We start from the raw sequence: 22,580 nt of genomic DNA on the forward strand, positions 1-22,580 counted from the left end.
GCGGACCGGCTACCGGGACGCGTCTCCGCCGTGGCCGCCCGCGGTGTCGTCGTCTGCCGCTCCACCTGCTGCCGGGTCGTCGCGGACGCCGTCGTCGGCCGGAAGGCCCGCGAGTTCCCGCACCAGGCCCCGGAACTCGGTCAGCGTGATCGCGTTGTCGGGTTCGGCGACGGCGGTCTCGACGCGGCGCAACCGCTGGGCGGCCAGGCGTTCGCCGAGGGTCACGTCCAGGGGCAGGAACGTCATCGTCGTGCGGGAGAAGTGGTCGACCTCGCACAGCAACGGGTGGTGCACCGCGACGTCGACGAGGCCGGCGTCGTCGTCGACCTGCGCCACGACACGCACGGCGCCGAGGTCGAACCGCTGTCCCGCGAAGTTCACCGCGACACCCGCGGGGTCGGGCACGGGCGGCACCGAGTCGTGGAACTCCCAGATCGCGTCCTCCGGCGGAGCGGCCTCCCGCCACGCGTCGGTGTAGGGCCGCAGTTCCGGATCCTCGCGACTGCTGACCACGAGCGCGTAGATCGCGCGGCTGCCGCGGTCGACGCTGAACTGCAGCCCGGGGTGCACGGCCGCCACCGGTTCGACGAGCAGGTTCTCCGCGCGCTCGGTGTCGCCCTCTCCCAGGGCCGCGCTCAGATGCGGCAACAACTCGGCCCACGTCGACCAGAACTCCGCCGCCGCGGCGTGCGGATCGTCCGGGACGGGCTGCTCTGGCCACGGCGTGCGCGGGTCGGGCGCGTCCCCGACCGGCGCGCTCTCCGTAGCGGCCTCGGCGCCGTCGTCACCCCGGCGCGCGTCGCCGCCGGAACCGGACCGTTTCCTGCGGAACCATGCCACGATGTCCCCTCCTACCAGCGTTCCGGCGGTTCGACGAATGCCCTGCCGACGTCGCGGGTCAGCGCGAGAGCGCGGCGCAACCAGTCCCCGGTCGCGCCCGCGAGCCCGCACGTCGGGGTCACGAGAGCACGTTCGGCCAGGATCGACCGGTTGAACCCGAGCCGGTCGACGAGGTCGAGCGCGGGCCGCGCCACTCGCGACAGCTCGGGCCACACGGCGGGCGGTTCGGCCGGAATCAGCCCGAGCCCCAACTGCACGCCTGCGTCCCACGTCTCGCCGAGCTCGTCGAGCAGGCTGCCCGGCGCACCGTCGAGCAACGTCGCGTCGAGGGCGATCGCGTGCGCACCCGCCGAGCGCAACAGCGCCACGGGTGGCCTGCGCGCGCAGCAGTGCACGACGACCGGGTTGCCGGTGATCTCGGCCGTGCGCGTGATGACGTGGTGCAGCAGTTCGCGGGCCTCGGGTTCGGGAACCGCGCCCACCGTGCCGTAGCCGGACGGCGTCGGCAGCGAACCCGCGAGTACGTCGGGCAGCGTCGGCTCGTCGAACTGCACCACGACACCGGCACCCGTGCGTTCCGACAGCTCGGCGACATGTGCGGCGAGCCCTTCGAGCAGGGACTCGACGACGTCGCGGGTGGCGCCGTGGTCGGTCAGCACCCGGCGCCCGCGGGCGAGCTCGATACCCGCGGCGGCCGTCCACGGGCCCGCGACCTGCGTCTTCACGGCCCACGGCGTGGCGCCCGCGTGGGCGGCCGCCTCGGTCACCGCGTCGACGTCCCAGCGCCGCAGGTCCACCGCGCGCCGGTGATGACGCCCGGGCCGGTCGGTGATGCGGTAGGCCGTCGGCACGACGTCCACCGCGATGTCGACCAGCAGCCCGGCGGTGCGCCCGATGAGGTCCGCGCCGACCCCGCGGTCGGGCAACTCCGGTACATGAGGCAGGTCGGGCAGTTCCCCGAACACGATCGCCGCCGCCTCGGCGATGTCCGTGCCCGGCATCGATCCGATCCCCGTCGCCACGCCGCTCGGCCACACTCGCTGTTCCACGGACCCGATTGTTTCCCATTCGCCCGTCGCCTCGTCGCGGCACCCGCCGATCGACGGCAGACCGCCCCCGCACCGGGTCGGCGCGGGGTCAGCGGGTAGGCGTCAGCGGGTCGGGGTCAGCAGCGCGGCGAACCGCTCGGCGCCGGGGGACTCGATCGGGAAGTGGCCTGCCGCCTCGAGCGGAACGTACTCCTTCGACGCGGCGATCCGGTCGAAGAAGCGCAGGCTGAGCTCCGCAGGGGTCCAGCGGTCGGCGGCCGGGTGCGCCAGCACCACGTGCGGTCCCGTCGCCGCCTCCGGTTCGACCGCGGGCGCCGACTCGAAGAAGCTCCGGAAGAAGCCGAGCGGCATCCGGTTGCCGCCGCCCCGCCGGTCGGCCAGCACGACGTCGACCAACTCGGGGTCGTTGGCGATCGCGCCCATGTCGGTGAGCCACCGCAACGGTACCGGGGCGCCCGCCAACGGCCCCGCGGCGAGCCGCAACAGCGGCCCGGCGACCGCACCCAGCCACGGGTGGCGCGCCGCGGTCCTGCGCGCGTCGACGTCCCTGGGATCCAGCAGGCACGTCACGATCAGGCGGTCCACACCACCGACCCGCGTGGCGGCCTCGTACGCGAGCATTCCGCCCATGCTCGCGCCGACCAGGTGCAACGGGCCGTCGTGGGCCTCGCGCTCGGCCGACGTCAACGCGCACACCATGTCGACCCAGTCCGGGTAGCGGATCGCCGACCTGTCGGCCACGCGGGTGCGTCCGTAGCCGGGCAGGTCGGGGACGACGACGTGGATCCCGCGGGCGGCGGCGAGCGCCGCGTACGGCCACATCAGCGCGGCATGCCCACCCGCGCCGTGGAGGACGACCGCCCGCTCCGGCGCGGCGGGATCGCCGATGCGCTCCACGTGGACGTCGGTACCGCGCCACCGCCACCACGTCGACACGCGCCGCGGCGGCTCCACGCGCAGCCCGGAGGGCAGGAAACGCCGGTAGACTTCGTGCATACGCCCATTCCAGCTCCGTTGGCGATGCGGGACAACTCGCGTTGGGACCGCCGTGGACACGCCCAGAAAACGCCCCCGTCAGCAGCGATCCCGGTTCACGGTCGATGCCGTCCTCGACGCGGCTGCTCAGGTTTTCGACCGCGAAGGCATGGCGGCGACCACCAATCGCATCGCCGAACGCGCGGGCTACTCCATCGGCACGCTGTACCAGTACTTCCCCAACAAGATGGCGTTGCTGGGCGCGCTGGCCGAGCGGCACCTCGACGACGCGGCCGCCGGACTGCACGGCACGTTCGCCGAACTCGACGACTCCCGACCGGGCTGGGAGGACACCGTCCGGGTACTCACGGCGAGGTTGGCGGCGCTGCACGCCGACCGGCCGCGGCTGCACACCGTGCTGTACGACCTGGCCCCACGCGTGCCCGATGGCGTGGCACGCCTGCACGCACTGCACGCCGAGGCCACGACCGCTCTCGCCCGGCACGTGCGCCGGTGCGGAGTCGCCCCTGCCGGTGACGCCGGTGGCGATGGCGGTGCCGACCGCGATGGCGGTGCCGGCGAGCAGGAGCGGGCGGACCGCACGGCGGCACTGTTGGTCCAGACCGCCGAGGTCACCCTCCGCCGCATCGTGCTCGCCGACGCCGTGTCCGGCACCGACGCCGACGACGTCGCCGCACGTCTCGCCGAGGCGCTGCTGGCCCTCGTCCCCGCACCTACCCGCTGAAGCGGTCCCGTAGCTCCCGTTTGAGGATCTTGCCCGACGCGTTACGCGGCAGGTCGTCGACGAAGTGCACCTGCTTGGGCACCTTGAACGTCGCCAACCGGTCCTTGACCCACTGCGTCAGCTCGTCCCCCGCGGGCGCGCCGCCGCCCTTCGGGACCACCACTGCGGTGATGGCCTCGATCCACTTCTCGTCGGGCAGGCCGACCACGGCCACCTCGCCGACGTCCGGATGCGTGTACAGCGCGTCCTCGACCTCCCGCGAGGCCACCATGACACCGCCGGTGTTGATCACGTCCTTGATGCGGTCGACGACGAAGACGTAGCCCTCCTCGTCCACCCGCACCAGGTCGCCCGAGTGGAACCAGCCACCGTCGAACACTTCCGCCGTCTCCTCCGGCTTGTCCCAGTAGCCGAGGCACAACTGCGGGGACCGGTAGACGATCTCGCCCTCGCCGCCCGGCGGGACGTCCTGACCGTCGGCGTCGACGACCCTCGCCTCGACGAACAGTGCGGGACGGCCCGCCGACTCGGGGCGGGTCTCGTGGTCCTCGGGCCGCAGCACGGTCGCCAGCGGGCCGATCTCCGACTGGCCGAAGCAGTTGTAGAACCCGAGTTCCGGCAGCTTCTCGCGGAGCCGCTGCAGAATCGGACCGGGCATGATCGACGCGCCGTAGTACGCCTTGCGCAGCGCGGAGAGGTCACGGTCGCCGAAGTCCGCGTGGTTGGCGATCGCCACCCACAGCGTCGGCGCGGCGAAGAACGCACCGTGCCGGTCGTCGGCCATGCGGCGCAGCACGTCGGCCGGGTCGGGGGTTTCGACGATCGTGTTGGTGGCACCGACCGCCAGCCACGGCATGAGGAACACGTGCATCTGCGCCGAGTGGTACAGCGGCATGACGTGCAGCGGCTCGTCGTCGGCCGCGAGGTCCAGGTCGACGATGCACGAGAGGTACTCGTGCACGAGCGCGCGGTGCGTCATCATCGCGCCCTTGGGCTTCGACGTCGTACCGGACGTGTACAGCAGCTGGGCCAGGTCGGTGTCCGAGACCGGGGTGTCGAGCACGGCGTCGAGGTCCGCGGTGTCGCCGGCGCTCGCGACCGCCAACAGCGAGTCGTCCGGGGTGTCCCGCAGCGGCAGGATGCGCTCGACGGACAGGTCGAGGGCGTCGAGGTTTCCGCGCAGCTGCGGGTCGGTCAGCACGACGCGACTGCCGGACTGGGTGATCAGGTAGGCGAGCTCGTCACCGGTGAGGTTGTAGTTGACGGGCACGTGGACCAGCCCCGCGCGGGCACATGCGAGGAAACCGATGAGGAAGGCGTCGGAGTTCCTGCCGTAGGCGGCGACGCGGTCACCGTGGCGCAGGCCCAGCGACAGCAGGTGCGCGGCGGCACGGGTGACGGCGGCGTCCAGCTCGGCGTAGGTCCACGCGCGGTCGGCGAACCGGATCGCCACGCGATGCGGCGTCCGCGAGGCACTGCGCCGCGGGATGTCGGCGATGGTGCTGGCCCGGATCCCACCCGAAGCGGCACCGTTCGCGACGGCGCCACTCCTCGCGACGGTGCCACTGTTCGTGATGGCGCTGTCCGTGATGGCGCTGCTCGCCGTGTCGGGCCCTACGTTCGACATTGAACTCCTCCGTGATCGCGACGCGGTCGACCGTGCGTCGTCAACGCGATCATCCCCCAACCGGACGAACCGTTCAACACCCTCGAACCTCCCCCACCGTGTTGCAGCTCCAGGGGCCCGTGTTGCGGATTCAAGGGCTCGTGTTGCAGCTCCAGGGGATCGTGTTGCGAGTGCGCGGGATCGTGTTGCAGTGCCAGGGGATCGTGTTGCGGATTCGGGGTCGGGTCGGCAGCTCCCGGGGACCACGTCGGGACCTGACGAGCACCACCCGGCGGCCCGGGCCCTGCGCACGCGCGAGGGGGCGGGACGGCGAGACGACGGGCGAGAACAACACGACCCCGGCCAACCACCACCGGCCCCGGAGGCACAACACGGTCCCCCAAAGCGCAACACGGTCCCCCGAGAGCACAACACGGGCCCCGAGAAGCGCAACACGCGAGGGCAGCGGGTTGCTTCGTGGCGGGTTACGCCGTGGCGGCGATCTTCGCGCTACCGAGGACGACGTCGCCCGCCTCGGCGTCGGGGCGGTAGAGAACGGCGACCTGGCCCGGCGCGACCCCGGTGAGTGGTTCGCGCAGTGACATGCGCACCGCGTCGCCGTCGGCCTCGGCCACGGCCGGTGCCATGCCGCCGTGTGCGCGCACCTGTACGACGCACTCGGTCGGGCCGGACAGCGGCTGCTCCGACGGCCAGATCGCGCGGTCGGCATCGATCGTGGACACGGCCAGTTCCTCCGACGAGCCGACCTTCACGGTCCCGGACACCGGTTCGAGCGAGAGCACGTACCGCGGCTTGCCGTCGGCGGCGGGCGCGTCGATGCCGAGACCCTTCCGCTGGCCGACCGTGAAGCCGTGAACCCCGGTGTGCTTGCCGAGCACGGCACCCGTCTCGGCGTCGACTAGGTCACCGGGACGCTCGCCGAGCCGGTTCTCGAGGAACTTCTTCGTGTCACCATCGGGGATGAAGCAGATGTCGTGGCTGTCCGGCTTCTCGGCGACGGCGAGACCGCGCTCGGCCGCTTCCTCACGCACGTCGGGCTTACGTGAATCGCCGAGCGGGAACATCGCGTGCCGCAGTTGTTCCGGCGTGAGCGACGCCAGCACGTACGACTGGTCCTTGTGGTCGTCGGCGCTGCGGCGCAGTTCCGGCACGCCGTCGGACACGGACAGCCGGGCGTAATGGCCGGTGCACACCGCGTCGAAGCCGAGCGCGATCGCCTTCTCCAGCAACGCCTCGAACTTGATCTTCTCGTTGCAGGTCACGCACGGGTTGGGGGTCCTGCCCGCGGCGTACTCGCCGACGAAGGTCTCCACGACCTCCTCGGTGAACCGCTCGGCGAAGTCCCACACGTAGAACGGGATGCCGAGGATGTCGGCGGCCCGCCGGGCGTCGCGGGAGTCCTCGACGGTGCAGCACCCGCGCGAGCCGGTGCGGAGCGTGCCGGGCTTCGCCGACAACGCCAGGTGCACACCCGTCACGTCGTGTCCGGCCTCGACGGCACGCGCCGCCGCCACCGCCGAGTCCACGCCCCCGCTCATCGCGGCCAGTACGCGCATCGGCTCATGCCTCCTGCTTCTGCTTGCGCATGCCGGCGAGACCCGCCTGGCGTGCCCTGTCGACGGCGCCGCGCAGTTCCCGCGCCAGCGCGTCGACGTCGTCCCTGGTGGATGTGTGGCCCAGCGAGAACCGCAACGAACCGCGGGCCGCCGTCTCGTCGGCGCCCATCGCGGTGAGGACGTGGCTCGGTTCGGCCACGCCCGCGGTGCACGCCGAGCCGGTGGAGCACTCGATGCCCTTCGCGTCGAGCAACATCAACAGGCTGTCGCCCGCGCAGCCGGGGAACGTGAAGTGCGCGATGCCCGGCAGCCGGTCCGGCGAGTCGTCGGGCAGGCCGTTCAACACGGCGTCCGGCACCTCGGCACGCACGGCGGCGATCAGGTCGTCGCGGAGCTTGCCCATGCGGTCGGCGACCTCGTGGCGGCCTGCGACCGAGACCCGCACCGCCGTGGCGAACGCGTGGATGCCGGGCACGTCCAGCGTCCCGGAACGCACCTCACGCTCCTGCCCACCGCCGTGCAACAGCGGCACGGCCGTCGCCGACCGGTCCAGCAGCAGCGCGCCGACGCCGTAGGGCCCGCCGATCTTGTGGCCGGTGAGCGTCAGCGCCTGCGCCCCAGAGGCCGCGAACCCGACGTCCACACCGCCGACGGCCTGTACCGCGTCGGTGTGCAGCGGGACCTCGTACTCCGCGCAGACGGCCGCGAGTTCGGCCACCGGGTTGACGGTGCCGACCTCGTTGTTCGCCCACATGACGGTGGCGAGCGCGATGTCGTCGTGGCCTTGCTCGAAGGCGGCACGCAGCGTCTCCGGGCGCACCCGGCCGCACTCGTCGACCTCGAGCCACGTCAGCTCGGCGCCCTCGTGGTCGGCCAGCCAGTGGACGGCGTCGAGCACGGCGTGGTGCTCGACGGCGCTGACCAGGATCCGCCTGCGCGCGGGATCGGCGTCCCTGCGAGCCCAGAACGTGCCCTTGACGGCGAGGTTGTCGCTCTCCGTCCCACCGCCGGTGAAGATCACCTCGGACGGGCGGGCGTCCAGCGCCTCGGCCACCACCTCCCTGGCCTCCTCGACGACGCGTCGTGCCCGGCGCCCCGAGGAATGCAACGATGACGCGTTGCCCACGGTGGACATCGCGTCACTCATCGCCGCAATGGCGTCCGGCAACATGGGGGTGGTCGCCGCATGGTCGAGGTAGGTCATCGCCTTTCCAGGGTAGTCGGGCCGTCACGGCGAACGCTGCGGCATCGCTCACTGGCCACTGCCCTGCCGTCGCGCTCCCGCGAGCGCGCCTCCCACCGCGGCCAGGAACGTCAGCGAGGCGGCGAGCACCACGATCGGCCCACCGGGCGCCGCCGCGGACCCGAACACGCCGAGCAACACCCCGCCGAAGCCGATGACCAGGGCGGACGTCACCCAGTCGCCGAGCTGCATGGCCGAGCTGGCGAACCCGCGTTCCGCCTCGGCTGCGCGCCGCAGCATCAGGACCTGCACCGACGGGAACGCCATACCCATCCCGGCGCCGGCGACGACCGCCGCCACGAACGCCACCCATCCGGGGCAGCCCGGCACCGCGACGCAGCCGAACAGCACCACCCCGGTCCCGACCAGCACGAATCCCGCCCGCACCAGCCGGTCGCGGTCCCAATCGGGGAAGCGGCCCTGCACCGCGGACCCGGCCGACCAGCTCAGCGCCGAGACGGTCAGCGGCAGGCCCGCGAGCGCGGGCCCGTAGCCGTGCACGCCGGTCATGGTCAGGGGGAGGAACGCCTCCATCCCGGCGAAGGTGCTCGCCAGCAGCGCCCGCGAGCGCACCAGCCCGCCGAGTCCGCCCCGGTCGGTGAGCGTCCCCGCGGGCAGCAGTCTGCGCAGCGCGAACGCAACCGAGGCCAGCCCCGCCGCGCCGTAGCCGAGCGCGAGCAGCGACGGGTGCTGCGCGGCCCACGTCAGCGCCGCCACCCCCGCCGCGGCCGTGACGGCGGCGGGGACGCTCGCCACACGGCCCCTCGGCGGTGGCCGGTACGTCGCGATGCGGCGTGTCACCGGCACCAGCAGACCCAGCCCCACGACGACGAGCGGCACCAGTCCGTGGAACACCCACCGCCAGCCGACGGTGTCGGTGACCACCCCGGCGACCGACGGGCCGACCACGGCGGGCAGCACCCAGGCCGCCGCGTTGGCCGCGTAGATCACCGGGCGTTCGGCGTCGGTGAACACGAGCGCGATCAGCAGCGACGTGGCGACCAGCACGGTGCCGGTGCCCAGCCCCTGCAGGAACCGTCCCGCCAGCAGCACGGCCATGTTCGGCGCGAACCCGGCCGCCAGCAGACCCGCGAGGAACACGACCGGACCGCCAAGCAGCGACGGCACCGGGCCCCGGCGGTCGCACACGCGGCCGGACAGCACCGTCGCCACCACGCTGGCGACCAGGAACGCCGTGAACGGCCACGAGTACAGCCCGCCGCCGTCGAGGTCGGCGACCATCGTGGGCATCGCCGTGGCGACGCCGAGGTTCTCGAACGCCATCAACGTGACGAGCAGCAGCACGCCCGCCGTGGTGGTCCGGTGTTCGGGGCTCCACAGCACACTGCTCCGCGGACTCCGCGGTTCCGGTGCGGTCGTCGTCATGCCGGTAACACTGCAATCTCGAGCGCACTGGAGGTCCAGTGGCGATCTCCGGAGACACGACGACGTCGGGAGGCACGGTGGTCTCCGGCGGCACGGCGCTCCCCGGCGTCACGTCGACACGGGGCGGGAACGGTCGACGCGCCGGGCGGGAAATGGCGGAAACCGCTCCTGCGGCGGCATCGGCCGTCGTAGCCTGCTCCGGTGGACACCTTCCCCGTCGCGGCGGTGTGCGCCCGCGAAGGCATCGCCGACCTTCCGGTGCACCCGTTGCCCACCGGTTCGCTGCCGGTCTTCGCGGTCGGCGACGCGCTGGTCCTGAAGGGATATCCCGCCGACGACATCGACGAGGCGCTCACCGAACTGGCGACCCTCAGGGCCGTCGACGGCAGGCTGGACGTCGCGACGCCCCGCGTCGAGGCCGAGGGCGAGGTCGACGAGTGGCGCTACATCGTGATGCGCCGACTGCCGGGTGTCGACCTCGCGACGGCCTGGCCTTCGATGTCCACATCGGACCGGGTGCGACTGGTGCGCGAGCTCGGGGGTCTACTGGCACAGCTCCACGCGGTTCCGTCGCCGGACCTGTGGCCCGCGGACTGGCCGCGATTCCTGGCCGACCGCCGCAGCGGGGTGATGGCCCACCAGGGCGGACTGGGACTCGCCGAGCTGTGGCTCGAGCAGATCCCCGCCTTCCTGGACGCGGTCGATCTCGGCGAGGCGGAACCGGTGCTGCTGCACACCGAGGTCATGCCCGAGCACGTGTTCGTCGACCCCGACACGTTCGCGCCGACGGGACTGCTCGACTTCGAACCCGCGATGCGGGGCGCGCCGGAGTACGAGTTCTCGTCGGTCGGCGTGTTCCTCACGGCGGGCGACACGGACCTGCTGCGGGAGCTGTTGCTCGGGTACGGCTACGCCGCGGCCGACCTCGACGAGGACCTGGCCCGCAGACTGCTGGCCTACACGGTGCTGCACCGGTACTCGAACCTGTCGACGTACCTGCGACTGCTGCCCGCCCCGGACGAGCCGACGCTCCCGGCACTCGCCCGCCGCTGGTTCCTGCCCACCTGAGCCGCCCCGGAGCGCGGGCCGAGCGAGGTCGAGAACCTCCCCCTCACTCGAACGGATGGCGCCGACTCAGTGGTTGATCAGTGGGCACGCGGGGTGCGAGGCTCGGATCCGTCCGCAACGGAGCGCGACGCGGCGTCGGCCGCGCGACGACACCTGGAGCTCACCGATGACACTCGGAGCCCCGACGACACCTGGAGCTCACCGATGACTCCCAGCTCGCCGAAGACCCAGTACCTGAACGAGACCGTGTTCACCTGGGGTGCGACGCCGCTGAAGTTCGGCGCGGGCGCGGTCGACGAGATCGGCTGGGACCTCGCGCAGCTGGGCGCGCAGCGTGTGCTGATCGTCACCGACCCCGACGTCGCCGCGACCGGTGTGCCGCAGCGCGTGGCCGACGCGGCGAAGGCGGGTGGACTGACCGTCGAGATCTACGACCGGGTGCACGTCGAGCCGACCGACCGGAGCGTCCGCGACGCCATCGAGTTCGCGAGCGATGCCACGTGGGACGGGTTCATCGGCGTAGGCGGCGGTTCGGCCATCGACACGGCCAAGGCGGTCAACCTCTTCACGACGTATCCGGCGGATCTCTACGACTACGTCAACAAACCGATCGGCCAGGGCAAGGCACCCGAGGGCCCGCTGAAACCGCTCGTCGCGGTTCCGACCACGGCGGGCACCGGTTCGGAGACGACGCCCGTGTGCGTCATGGACTTCCTGGACCTGCAGGTCAAGTCCGGCATCAGCCACGCGCACCTGCGGCCGAACCTCGCCGTGATCGATCCGCTGCTGACCCTGTCGATGCCGCCGGAGGTCACCGCGGCGAGCGGCATGGACGTGCTGTGCCACGCGCTCGAGTCCTACACCGCGCGCCCGTTCCACTCGTTCCCGCGGCACACGCCGGAGACGCGCGTGGCCTACAACGGCTCGAACCCCATCTCGGACGCCTGGACCGAGCAGGCGCTGCAGCTGCTGGCGCGGTCGTTCCGCAAGGCGGTCCTCAACGGCGGCGACCTCGACGCGCGCACCGACATGATGCTGGCCGCGACGTTCGCGGGCATGGGGTTCGGCAACGCGGGCGTGCACGTGCCGCACGCGTGCGCCTATCCGATCGCGGGCCGGGTGCGCGAGTACCGGCCCGCCAACTATCCGCAGGAGCTCGCGCTCGTGCCGCACGGCGAGTCCGTGTCGCTCACCGCGCCCGCGGCGTTCCGTTTCACCTTCCCCACCGACCCGGGCAAGCACCTGCGTGCCGCCGACATCCTCGACCCGCGCGCACGGCAGGCCACCACCGACGACCGCGAGCGCCTGCCCGCGGCGCTGACGTCGTTGATGCGCGACATCGGTATCCCCAACGGGCTGTCCGGCGTCGGCTACGGCCGGTCCGACATCGGCGCGCTCGTGGAGGGGACGATGCAGCAGCAGCGACTGCTGGCCGTCGCACCCCGCACGGTGCGGGAGGAGGACGTCGAGGCGGTTCTCACCGAGTCGCTCGAGAACTGGTGACCCCGCGACGCCTACGGTGGGCGCCGTGAGCGATCCCGTCAACGAAGCCGTAACGCCCGCCGACCCGTCCTCGACCGGCACGCCGCAGGCCGCCGAACGGACCGGCACCGCGCCCGCCGACGTCGAGCGGCTCGCCGCCCGGCTCCGCACCGCGGTGACCGGCGACGTGGAGGCCGATCCGACCGCGCGTGCCGTGTTCAGCATGGACGCGTCGAACTACCGCCACGTCCCGCGTGCCGTCGTGTTCCCGCGCGATGCCGACGACGTGCGAGCGACCCTGCGCGTCTGCCGGGAACTCGGCGTGCCGATCACGGCACGCGGGGCGGGCACGAGCATCGCGGGGCAGGCCGTCGGCGAGGGCGTCGTGCTCGACCACACGCGGTACATGAACCGCATCCTCGACATCGACCCCGAGGCGCGGACGGCGAGGGTGCAGCCCGGCGTCGTACTCGACGCGCTGCGCGCCGAGGCGTCCCGGTACGGGCTGACGTTCGGGCCCGACCCGTCGACGCACAGCCGCTGCACGCTCGGCGGCATGATCGGCAACGACTCGTGCGGTTCGCACTCGGTGGCGTGGGGCCGTACGACGCACAACGTCGTGGCGCTCGACGTGTTGGCCGCCGACGGGACGGCGATGTCGTTCGGACCCGGCGAGGCGCCCGACAACGCCCACACGCGGGCGCTGAGGTCGCTCGTCGACGACAACCTGGCCGCCATCAGGCAGGGCTTCCCGTCGCTGCCGCGCCGCGTCTCGGGCTACGCGCTGGACCGCCTGCTTCCCGAGAACGGGTTCGACGTCGCCCGCGCGCTCGTGGGCAGCGAGGGCACGTGCGCGCTGCTCACCGAGGCGACCGTGCGTCTCGTGCCCGCACCGGCCGTGCGGGTGCTGCTCGTCGCCGGGTACGCCGACGACGTCGCCGCCGCCGACGCCGTGCCGCACGTCCTGCCGCTCGAGCCCCTCACGTTGGAGGGAATGGGGTCGGACATGATCGACGCCCTGCTGGTGCGCGGCCGCAGGCCCGCCGCACTGGACCGGCTGCCCGAGGGCGGTGGCTGGCTGTTCGCCGAGATCGGCGGCGACGACCTCGCCGATGCACGGGCCCGCGCGGAACGGATCGCCGCCACGCTGAGGAGCGAGACGGGCGCCACGACGTCGATCGCCGACGACCCCGCCGACCAGAAACAGCTGTGGTCGATCCGCGAGGCCGCCTCGGGCATCGCCACCCGCATTCCCACGCCGGAGGGCAGCGCCGAGGCGTGGCCGGGTTGGGAGGACGCCGCGGTGCCGCCGGAGCGGCTCGGGTCGTACCTGCGGGAGTTCCGGCGACTGCTCGTCGACCACGGCCTGCGCGGCATCCCCTACGGCCACTTCGGCGAGGGCTGCGTCCACGTGCGCATCGACTTCACGCTCACCGACGACGACGGCCGCGCGCGGTTCCGGTCGTTCATGGAGGACGCGGGCGACCTCGTCGTCGCGCACGGCGGTTCGCTGTCCGGCGAGCACGGCGACGGACAGGCCCGCGCCGAGCTCCTCCCGCGCATGTACTCACCGGAGATCCTGCGCCTGTTCGAGGCGTTCAAGGCGATCTGGGACCCCGACGACCTGCTGAATCCCGGTGTGCTCGTGCGGCCGCGGCCGATGGACGCCGACCTGCGGTTCGACGGCCCGGTGCGGGAACTGCCGCTCACGTTGAAGTACCCGCACGACGGCGGCAGTCTCGCCGTCGCGGCGCGCCGCTGCGTCGGCGTCGGCAAGTGCATCGACACCTCGACCGGTGTGATGTGCCCGAGCTACATGGCGACGGGCCGCGAGGAACACTCCACGCGCGGGCGCGCGAGAATGCTGTCGGAGATGATGCGCGGCGAGACCGTGCCGGACGGCTGGCGGTCCACCGAGGTGCGCGACGCGCTCGACCTGTGCCTGGCGTGCAAGGGGTGCCTGTCCGACTGTCCGGTCAATGTGGACATGGCCTCGTACAAGGCGGAGTTCCTGCATCAGCACTACCGGCGCCGCGTGCGTCCCGCGGCGCACTACTCGCTCGGGTTCCTGCCGCTGTGGTCCCGGTTGGCCGCCGTGGCCCCGCGGGCCGCCAACGCGGTACTCGGCTCCCGTGTCCTGTCGCGGGCGCTGACGCGGCTCGGCGGTATCGCGCCCGAACGTTCCCTGCCGCGCTTCGCGCGCCGTACGCTGCGGACACGCCTGCGCACCCGTGGGGAGGCCGCGCCGGCCACCTTCACCCGCCCGCGCGTGGTGCTGTGGCCGGACACGTTCACCGACCACTTCTCCCCCGAGGTCGGCCTCGCCGCGGCCCGGGTGCTCGACCACGCGGGGTTCGACGTCGTGCTGCCGCGTTCGTCGGTCTGCTGCGGATTGACGTGGATCTCGACCGGGCAGCTCGGCGTCGCCCGCACGGTGCTGCGCCGGACACTGAAGGTCCTCGGCCCGGAGATCGCCGCGGGCACGCCGATCGTCGCACTGGAGCCGAGCTGCCTCGCCGTGCTGCGCCACGACATCCACGACCTGTTCGACCCCGCGGAGATCGGCGGTGACGACGGCCGCATCAACGCCCTGACCCTCGCGGAGTTCCTCGAGCGGTACGCGCCCGACGTCGACTTCCCCGAGTTGGACCCGGGCGGGCCGACGGAGGCGATCACCCAGCAGCACTGCCACCAGCACGCCGTCGCGGGCAACGCCGCCGACCAGCGGGTGATGGCCAAGGCCGGGATCTCCTGCCGCACGCTCGACTCCGGGTGTTGCGGGCTGGCGGGCAACTTCGGCATGGAGCGTGGCCATTACGACGTGTCCGTCGCGGCCGCCGAACGGGTGCTCGTCCCCGAGGTCGAGGCCGCGTCCGACGACACGCTCGTCCTCGCCGACGGGTTCAGCTGCCGCACGCAGATCGCCGACCTCACGTCGCGGCGCGCGGTGCACCTGGCGGAGATCCTCGACCGTGCGCTGCGCAACCGGAGTCGCCGGACGTCCCGGTGACCGGAACAACGTCCTTGCCGCCTCGAACCCACGACCCGGAATGTGAGCCGCATGAACGCCATCGACACCGCCACCGTCGGGGACCTCGCGAAACGCCTGCGGCAGGCTTACGAGACCGGCACGCCGATCGACCCGCTCGTCGACGAGCGGCCGGGACTCACGATCACCGACGCCTACCGGATCCAGCAGGAACAGGTCCGGAGCTGGGTCGAGGCGGGCGAGACCGTCAAGGGCCACAAGGTGGGCCTGTCCTCGCCTGCGATGCAGCAGCAGATGGGTGTCGACCAACCGGACTTCGGCCATCTCACGAGTGGCATGTTCCACCTCGAGCACCGGCCGATCACGGCGCCGCTGCTGCAACCGCGCATCGAACCGGAGGTGGCGTTCGTCCTCGGCAGGGAGCTGACGGGGCCGGGCGTCACGGTGGCGGACGCGGCGAGGGCCGTCGAGTTCGTGCTGCCCGCGCTCGAGATCGTCGACTCGCGCATCCGTGACTGGAAGATCTCGATCGTCGACACCGTCGCCGACAACGCGTCCTCGGGCGGCGTCGTGCTCGGCACGAAGCCGACCCCGCTCTCGGCCGTCGACCTGCGGCTGACGGGCTGCTCGCTGTACCGGTCGGGCGAACTGCTGGGCACGGGCACCGGCAGCGCGGTGCTCGGCTCGCCGCTCAACGCCCTCGTGTGGCTGGCGAACACGATCGGCCCGCTCGGCATCTCGCTCGAACCGGGCCACGTCGTGCTGCCGGGGACGATGACGCAGGCCTTCCCCGTGCGCCCGGGCGAGACCGTCGTCGCCCACATGGACGGTCTCGGCGACGTCACGGCGGTGCTGGCTCCCGAATCGGAGTAATCGTGGTCCGCACCTGCAGAAAACTCGACCGTTTTCGCAGGTCACAGCGGAAGTTGTGGGATCAACCAGTTGACGGGTCGGTCGTCAATCCCGCAGTGTTGTATCCCACGAGCGCTCACTGAGAAGTCCCGATAACGGCGATTTCACATTACTGTCATAAGACCGGTTAACCCCGGGATGTTCAGCGCGCGCCGCACGCGGCAGGCGAACCCTGCCTGTGTCGGCGCGTGTCTGCGCACCAGCGCCGTTCGCCACCACGGACAGCGCGCGCCGGCTCATCCGAGCCAGACAGGATCCACACAACGGCGTGTGGTCGACGTTTCGGTGCCATGCCCGCCGCCGGAAGGTGGACGGGACGCCATCGACGAGTCCCCTACTGACCATCGCACCACCAGGCCGCACCGTTAGCCGACCGGACCACACCCCGGCCGGCTGGCAGCGCGGCCTGGCTGTGCCGAGCCAAGGAGGGCGGCAAGCCGTGACCCGCCACGCACCGCGTAAGCCGAACACCGGTCTCTACGACGAGCAGTACGAACACGACGCCTGTGGTGTCGCCTTCGTCGCCGACCTGTCCGGCCGTCCCGACCACGAGATCGTCAGAAAAGCCCTGGTTGCGCTGAGCAACCTCGAGCACCGTGGCGCGCGCGGCGCCGAGACCGAGACCGGCGACGGCGCGGGGATCCTGATCCAGATCCCGGACGCGTTCTTCCGCGAGGTCACCGACTTCGAACTGCCCGAACCCGGCACGTACGCCGTCGGCACCGCGTTCCTGCCGACCGACGAGCCCGCCCGCGGCAAGGCGATGTCGGCCATCGAGCGCATCGCCGCCGAGGAGCACCTCCGCGTGCTCGGCTGGCGCGACCTGCCGGTCGACGCCGAGCACGTCGGCCCGAGCGCCCGCGAGGCGATGCCGTACTTCTCGCAGGTGTTCCTCGGCTCGCAGCGGGACGGCGACCACGCGCTGACCGGACTCGACCTGGAACGCGCCGCGTTCGTCGTGCGCAAGCGCGCGGAACACCAGCTCGACGAGGCCGGCGTGTACTTCCCGAGCCTCTCGGCGCGCACCATCGTCTACAAGGGCATGCTCACCGAGCCGCAGGTCCCGAAGTTCTTCCCGGACCTGACCGACGAGCGCGTCGTCAGCGCGATCGGCCTCGTGCACTCGCGCTTCTCCACGAACACGTTCCCGTCGTGGCCGCTGGCACACCCGTACCGGTACGTGGCCCACAACGGCGAGATCAACACGCTCAAGGGCAACCGCAACTGGATGGACGCCCGCGAGTCGCAGCTCGACACCGACCTCATCCCCGGGCCGCTGCGCCGCATCTACCCGGTGATCACGCGCGGTGCGAGCGACTCGGCCTCGTTCGACGAGGTGCTGGAGATGCTGCACCTCGGCGGCCGGTCGCTGCCGCACGCGGTGCTGATGATGATCCCGGAGGCGTGGGAGAACCACGCCGAGATGGACCCGGCGCGCCGCGCGTTCTACGAGTTCCACGCCACGATGATGGAGCCGTGGGACGGCCCCGCCCTGGTGTCGTTCACCGACGGCACGCAGATCGGCGCCGTGCTCGACCGCAACGGCCTGCGGCCCGCGCGCTACTGGGTCACCGAGGACGGTCTGGTCGTCCTCGCCAGTGAGGCCGGCGTGCTCGAGCTGGACCAGTCGTCGATCGTGCGCAAGGGCAGGCTCGAACCGGGCCGCATGTTCCTCGTCGACACGGCCGAGGGCCGGATCATCGACGACGAGGAGGTCAAGGGCCAGCTCGCCGCCGAGAACCCGTACGCCGAATGGCTCGAGGCGGGCAGGCTGAAGCTCGACGAGCTGCCCGAGCGCGAGCGTGAGGTGCCGACGCACGCCTCGCTCGTACGCAGGCAGCAGGCGTTCGGCTACACGGCCGAGGAACTGGACGTGCTGCTCGAGCCGATGGCCCGCACGGGGGCCGAGCCCATCGGGTCGATGGGCAACGACTCCCCGGTCGCACCCCTCTCGAGCGGCCAGCGGCCGATCTTCGACTACTTCACGCAGCTGTTCGCCCAGGTGACCAACCCGCCGCTCGACGCGATCCGCGAGGAGCTCGTCACGGCGCTGGGCACGCAGCTCGGCTCGGAGCCCAACCTGCTGGAGGCGGGCCCGGAGCACGCACGCAAGATCGTCCTGTCGTTCCCGGTGCTCGACAACGACGACCTGGCGAAACTGGTCCATGCCAACGACGACGGCACCCTGCCCGAGTTCTCGTCGTACACCGTGCACGGCACCTACGACGCCGCGGGCGGCGGCGAGGCGCTGCAGCGCAGGCTGGACGAGATCCGCGCCGAGGTGTCCGAGGCGATCGCCGACGGTGCGCGGCTGATCGTGCTGTCGGACCGCGGGGTGGACGCCGAGCACGCGGCGATCCCGTCACTGCTGCTGACCGGCGCGGTGCACCACCACCTGGTGCGCGAGAAGAGCCGCACCCAGGTCGGGCTGATCGTCGAGTCCGGCGACGCCCGCGAGGTGCACCACATCGCGCTGCTCATCGGCTACGGCGCCGCGGCGGTGAACCCGTACCTGGCGATGGCCACCGTCGAGGAGCTCGCCGAGCAGGGCCGCGTCCCCGGCGTCACCGCCAAGGACGCGACCAGCAACCTCATCAAGGCGCTCGGCAAGGGCGTCCGCAAGACGATGTCGAAGATCGGCGTGTCCACGGTGGCCTCGTACACCGGCGCGCAGATCTTCGAGGCGATCGGTCTCGGCTCCGAGGTCGTCGACACGTGCTTCACCGGCACCACGTCGCGGCTCGGCGGCGTCGGGTTCGACGTGCTGGCCCGCGAGGTCACCGAGCGGCACCGGCGCGCCTTCCCCGCCGACGACGTGCGGCCCAGCCACCGTGAACTCGCCACCGGTGGCGACTACCAGTGGCGCCGCGAGGGCGAGCCGCACCTGTTCAACCCGCAGACGGTCTTCAAGCTGCAGCACTCCACGCGGTCCGGCAAGTACGAGATCTTCAAGGAGTACACGAAGGCCGTCGACGAACAGGCCGAAGAGCTGATGACGCTGCGCGGCCTGTTCAAGTTCAAGGAGGGCGAGCGTCCGCCGGTGCCGATCGAGGAGGTCGAGCCGGTCTCCGAGATCGTCAAACGGTTCGCCACGGGCGCCATCTCGTACGGGTCGATCTCGGCCGAGGCGCACGAGACCCTCGCCATCGCGATGAACCGGTTGCAGGGCAAGTCCAACACCGGCGAGGGCGGCGAGGACGCCGAGCGGCTCTACGACCCGGAGCGTCGCAGTGCGATCAAGCAGGTCGCGAGCGGCCGGTTCGGGGTGACGAGCGAGTACCTCGTCAACGCCGACGACATCCAGATCAAGATGGCGCAGGGCGCCAAGCCCGGCGAGGGCGGTCAGCTGCCCGGCGGCAAGGTCTACCCGTGGATCGGCAAGACCCGGCACTCGACGCCGGGCGTCGGGCTGATCTCGCCGCCGCCGCACCACGACATCTACTCGATCGAGGACCTCAAGCAGCTGATCCACGATCTGAAGAACGCCAACCCGGCCGCGCGCATCCACGTGAAGCTCGTGTCCGAGGTCGGCGTCGGCACGGTCGCCGCGGGTGTGTCGAAGGCGCACGCCGACGTCGTGCTGATCTCCGGTCACGACGGTGGCACCGGCGCGTCGCCGCTGTCGTCGATCAAGCACGCGGGCGGTCCGTGGGAGCTCGGCCTGGCCGAGACGCAGCAGACGTTGCTGTCGAACCGGTTGCGCGACCGGATCGTGGTGCAGACCGACGGCCAGCTCAAGACCGGCCGTGACGTGCTCATCGCCGCGCTGCTGGGCGCCGAGGAGTTCGGCTTCGCCACCGCGCCGCTGGTGGTGTCGGGCTGCATCATGATGCGGGTCTGCCACCTGGACACCTGCCCGGTCGGCGTCGCCACGCAGAACCCCGCGCTGCGGGAGAAGTTCAGCGGCAAGGCGGACTACGTGGTGAACTTCTTCGAGTTCATCGCCCAGGAGGTGCGCGAGTACCTGGCGGCGCTGGGCTTCCGGTCCATCGCCGAGGCCGTCGGCCACGCGGAGCTGCTCGACACCCGCGACGCCGTCGACCACTGGAAGGCGGAGGGTCTCGACCTGTCGCCGATCTTCGAGGTTCCGGAGATCGAGCCGGGTGCGGCTCGCCACCAGGTCGTCGAGCAGGACCACGGGCTGGACGCGGCGCTGGACAACACGCTGATCCAGCTGGCGGAGGGCGCACTGCGGTCCGGTGATCGCGTGACGCTCGACCTGCCGGTGCGCAACGTCAACCGCACGGTCGGCACCATGCTCGGCCACGAGCTGACGAAGCAGTGGGGCGGCGAGGGCCTGCCGGACGACACGATCGACATCACGTTCACCGGTACGGCCGGGCAGGCGTTCGGTGCGTTCGTGCCGAAGGGCATCACGCTGCGGCTGCTCGGTGACGGCAACGACTACGTCGGCAAGGGCCTGTCGGGCGGGCGCATCACGGTGCGGCCGCCGCACGACGCGCCGATCGTGGCCGAGGACCACATCATCGCGGGCAACGTGATCGGTTACGGCGCCACGGGCGGTGAGCTGTTCCTGCGCGGCAAGGTCGGCGAGCGGTTCTGCGTGCGCAACTCGGGTGCGCTGGCCGTCGTCGAGGGCGTCGGCGACCACGGCTGCGAGTACATGACGGGCGGGCGCGTGGTCGTGCTCGGTCCGGCGGGCCGCAACTTCGCGGCGGGCATGTCCGGCGGTGTGGCCTACGTGCTCGACCTCGACCCGGTCCGCGTCAACGGTGAGATGGTCGACCTGGACGGCCTCGACGAGGAGGACGTCGAGGTCCTGCTCGAAGCCGTCGAGAAGCACTACACCGAGACCGGGTCGGCCGTGGCGCACGCGCTGCTCACCGATTGGGAGTCCGCACTGCCGCGGATCACGAAGGTCATGCCGAAGGACTACAAGCGTGTCCTGCAGGCGCGCGCTCAGGCGGAGCGCGACGGCAGGGACGTGAACGAGGCGATCATGGAGGCGGCTCATGGCTGACCCCAAGGGTTTTCTGAACACGCAGCGGGAGACGCCGAAGTCGCGCCCGGTGGACATCCGGATCAAGGACTGGCGTGAGGTCTACGAGGACTTCGAGCGTACGAAGCTCAAGGACCAGGCGGGCCGCTGCATGGACTGCGGCATCCCGTTCTGCCACCAGGGTTGCCCGCTGGGGAACCTGATCCCCGAGTGGAACACGTTGACGTGGCGGGACGACTGGTCCGACGCGATCGAGCGGCTGCACGCGACGAACAACTTCCCGGAGTTCACGGGCACGCTGTGCCCTGCGCCGTGCGAGACGGCGTGTGTGCTCGGCATCAACGACGACCCGGTGACGATCAAACGCGTCGAGATCTCGATCATCGACCGTGCGTGGGAGGAAGGCTGGGTCACGCCGCAGCCTCCGACGACGAAGACGGGTAAGAAGGTCGCGGTCGTCGGCTCGGGCCCGTCGGGCCTGGCGGCGGCTCAGCAGCTGACGCGCGCCGGGCACGACGTGGTCGTGCTCGAGCGGGCCGACGCGATCGGCGGGCTGCTGCGCTACGGCATCCCCGAGTTCAAGATGGAGAAGCACCGGCTGGACCGGCGTCTCGACCAGATGCGCGCGGAGGGCACGGAGTTCCGCACCAACGTGAACGTCGGCGTGGACGTCACCGCGGACGAGCTGCGCGCCCAGTACGACGCGGTCGTGCTGGCGGGCGGGGCGACGGCGTGGCGCGACCTGCCCGCACCCGGCCGGGAGGCGACGGGCGTCTACCAGGCGATGGAGTACCTGCCGCCCGCGAACAAGGTGGCCAGCGGCGAGCTCGACGTGTCGCCGATCGACGCGGCGGGCAAGGACGTCGTGGTGATCGGTGGCGGCGACACCGGCGCCGACTGTGTGGGCACGGCGCACCGGCAGGGCGCGAACTCGGTGACGCAGCTGGAGATCATGCCGAAGCCGCCGGAATCGCGCTCCGAGGCGCACCCGTGGCCGACGTACCCGATGATCTACCGCGTCTCCTCGGCCCACGAGGAGGGCGGCGAGCGGCTGTACTCGGTGAACACCCAGGAGTTCGTCGCCGACGACGACGGCAACCTGCGTGGGCTGCGGATCGTCGAGGTGCAGCGCTCCGAGAGCGGCGGGTTCGAACCGGTCGAGGGCAGCGAGCAGGAACTGCCCGCGCAGCTGGTGCTGCTGGCGATGGGCTTCGTCGGGCCGCAGAAGCAGGGTCTGATCGAGGACCTCGGTGTCGAGCTGGACGAGCGTGGCAACGTCGCACGGGACGCGGACTTCCGCACGAGCCTGGACAACGTGTTCGTGGCCGGCGACATGGGCCGCGGGCAGTCGCTGATCGTGTGGGCGATCGCCGAGGGCAGGTCGGCGGCCGCGGGCGTCGACGCGTACCTCACCGACCGGGACATGCTCCCGGCGCCGATCGCGCCGACGGACCGTCCGATCTCGTAACGCCACAGGTTCGCCCCGCGGCCAGTCGACACCGCAGGTTCGACACCGCAGATTCGGGTCGGCACCGCAGATTCGACACCAGCGGTTCGACACGAGCGGCTCGGCACCCCGCGGCGGGTGGGCTCGCGTTCCCGACGGGTCCCGCGCCCACCCGCCGCGTGTCGTACACCCATGCACGCGAGCCCTGCCCGTGTTGCGCCTCCCGGGGCCCGTGTTGTCGATTCCGGGGCTCGCGTTGCGGATCCCGGGGCTCGTGTTGCGGATTCCGGGGCTCGCGTTG

14 protein-coding genes are annotated in these 22,580 nt (G+C 71.7%); 7 read left to right on the top strand and 7 right to left on the bottom strand.

Features of this window, described 5'->3' with window-relative positions; genetic code table 11:
• Positions 1–9: 9 nt before the first annotated feature.
• The 3 genes from LY13_RS15980 to LY13_RS15990 form a co-directional block, all read right to left on the bottom strand.
• Positions 10–840: a hypothetical protein gene (locus LY13_RS15980; protein WP_253829249.1), complete on the bottom strand. Its 831-nt coding sequence runs from the start codon at positions 838–840 to the stop codon at positions 10–12.
• An 11-nt stretch (positions 841–851) separates the two neighbouring features.
• On the bottom strand, positions 852–1,889 hold the full coding sequence (locus LY13_RS15985) for a uroporphyrinogen decarboxylase/cobalamine-independent methonine synthase family protein (RefSeq protein WP_253829250.1): 1,038 nt from the start codon (positions 1,887–1,889) through the stop codon (positions 852–854).
• Between the two features lie 102 nt (positions 1,890–1,991).
• Positions 1,992–2,885 (bottom strand): alpha/beta hydrolase, encoded by an 894-nt coding sequence (locus tag LY13_RS15990; protein ID WP_253829251.1) that lies wholly within the window; start codon positions 2,883–2,885, stop codon positions 1,992–1,994.
• A 52-nt stretch (positions 2,886–2,937) separates the two neighbouring features.
• Between LY13_RS15990 and LY13_RS15995 the strand changes: the two genes are divergently transcribed.
• Positions 2,938–3,609, top strand: coding sequence for a TetR/AcrR family transcriptional regulator (locus LY13_RS15995; protein ID WP_253829252.1), 672 nt, complete (start codon positions 2,938–2,940; stop codon positions 3,607–3,609).
• Here LY13_RS15995 and LY13_RS16000 read toward each other — a convergent pair.
• The 4 genes from LY13_RS16000 to LY13_RS16015 form a co-directional block, all read right to left on the bottom strand.
• Entirely contained in the window at positions 3,599–5,236 is a 1,638-nt protein-coding gene (locus LY13_RS16000; protein ID WP_253829253.1) for an acyl-CoA synthetase, read from the bottom strand. The genes LY13_RS15995 and LY13_RS16000 overlap by 11 nt on opposite strands.
• 464 nt (positions 5,237–5,700) lie before the next feature.
• Entirely contained in the window at positions 5,701–6,792 is a 1,092-nt protein-coding gene (mnmA, locus tag LY13_RS16005; RefSeq protein ID WP_253829254.1) for a tRNA 2-thiouridine(34) synthase MnmA, read from the bottom strand.
• A 4-nt stretch (positions 6,793–6,796) separates the two neighbouring features.
• The gene (locus LY13_RS16010) at positions 6,797–7,996 is read right to left on the bottom strand and encodes a cysteine desulfurase family protein (RefSeq protein ID WP_253829255.1); all 1,200 of its coding nucleotides are present in this window, start codon (positions 7,994–7,996) and stop codon (positions 6,797–6,799) included.
• A 48-nt stretch (positions 7,997–8,044) separates the two neighbouring features.
• Complete coding sequence (locus LY13_RS16015) at positions 8,045–9,421, bottom strand: MFS transporter (RefSeq protein ID WP_253829256.1); 1,377 nt, start codon at positions 9,419–9,421, stop codon at positions 8,045–8,047.
• 201 nt (positions 9,422–9,622) lie between these two features.
• Here LY13_RS16015 and LY13_RS16020 point away from each other — a divergent pair, with 201 nt between their 5' ends.
• The 6 genes from LY13_RS16020 to LY13_RS16045 all read left to right on the top strand — a co-directional run bounded on the left by LY13_RS16020 (position 9,623) and on the right by LY13_RS16045 (position 22,300).
• Positions 9,623–10,489: a phosphotransferase family protein gene (locus LY13_RS16020; RefSeq protein ID WP_253829257.1), complete on the top strand. Its 867-nt coding sequence runs from the start codon at positions 9,623–9,625 to the stop codon at positions 10,487–10,489.
• Between the two features lie 204 nt (positions 10,490–10,693).
• Entirely contained in the window at positions 10,694–11,992 is a 1,299-nt protein-coding gene (locus tag LY13_RS16025; RefSeq protein WP_253829258.1) for a hydroxyacid-oxoacid transhydrogenase, read from the top strand.
• 25 nt (positions 11,993–12,017) lie between these two features.
• The gene (locus LY13_RS16030; RefSeq protein WP_372493841.1) at positions 12,018–14,981 is read left to right on the top strand and encodes an FAD-binding and (Fe-S)-binding domain-containing protein; all 2,964 of its coding nucleotides are present in this window, start codon (positions 12,018–12,020) and stop codon (positions 14,979–14,981) included.
• Positions 14,982–15,032: 51 nt separating this feature from the next.
• The gene (locus tag LY13_RS16035) at positions 15,033–15,833 is read left to right on the top strand and encodes a 2-keto-4-pentenoate hydratase (RefSeq protein WP_253829259.1); all 801 of its coding nucleotides are present in this window, start codon (positions 15,033–15,035) and stop codon (positions 15,831–15,833) included.
• Between the two features lie 478 nt (positions 15,834–16,311).
• Positions 16,312–20,853: a glutamate synthase large subunit gene (gltB, locus tag LY13_RS16040; RefSeq protein ID WP_253829260.1), complete on the top strand. Its 4,542-nt coding sequence runs from the start codon at positions 16,312–16,314 to the stop codon at positions 20,851–20,853.
• The gene (locus LY13_RS16045; RefSeq protein ID WP_253829261.1) at positions 20,846–22,300 is read left to right on the top strand and encodes a glutamate synthase subunit beta; all 1,455 of its coding nucleotides are present in this window, start codon (positions 20,846–20,848) and stop codon (positions 22,298–22,300) included. Before gltB ends, LY13_RS16045 begins: the two co-directional genes overlap by 8 nt.
• The last annotated feature ends 280 nt before the right edge of the window (positions 22,301–22,580 follow it).

The organism is Prauserella aidingensis, from assembly GCF_024171865.1.
Taxonomy (GTDB): domain Bacteria; phylum Actinomycetota; class Actinomycetes; order Mycobacteriales; family Pseudonocardiaceae; genus Prauserella; species Prauserella aidingensis.

Bases quoted from the DNA above. Each gene is read 5' to 3' on its own strand.
- LY13_RS15990 (WP_253829251.1), bottom strand. From the start codon at position 2,885: ATGCACGAAGTCTACCGGCGTTTCCTGCCCTCCGGGCTGCGCGTGGAG.
- LY13_RS16000 (WP_253829253.1), bottom strand. From the start codon at position 5,236: ATGTCGAACGTAGGGCCCGACACGGCGAGCAGCGCCATCACGGACAGC.
- mnmA (WP_253829254.1), bottom strand. From the start codon at position 6,792: ATGCGCGTACTGGCCGCGATGAGCGGGGGCGTGGACTCGGCGGTGGCG.
- LY13_RS16010 (WP_253829255.1), bottom strand. From the start codon at position 7,996: ATGACCTACCTCGACCATGCGGCGACCACCCCCATGTTGCCGGACGCC.
- LY13_RS16015 (WP_253829256.1), bottom strand. From the start codon at position 9,421: ATGACGACGACCGCACCGGAACCGCGGAGTCCGCGGAGCAGTGTGCTG.
- LY13_RS16025 (WP_253829258.1), top strand. From the start codon at position 10,694: ATGACTCCCAGCTCGCCGAAGACCCAGTACCTGAACGAGACCGTGTTC.
- LY13_RS16035 (WP_253829259.1), top strand. From the start codon at position 15,033: ATGAACGCCATCGACACCGCCACCGTCGGGGACCTCGCGAAACGCCTG.
- LY13_RS16045 (WP_253829261.1), top strand. From the start codon at position 20,846: ATGGCTGACCCCAAGGGTTTTCTGAACACGCAGCGGGAGACGCCGAAG.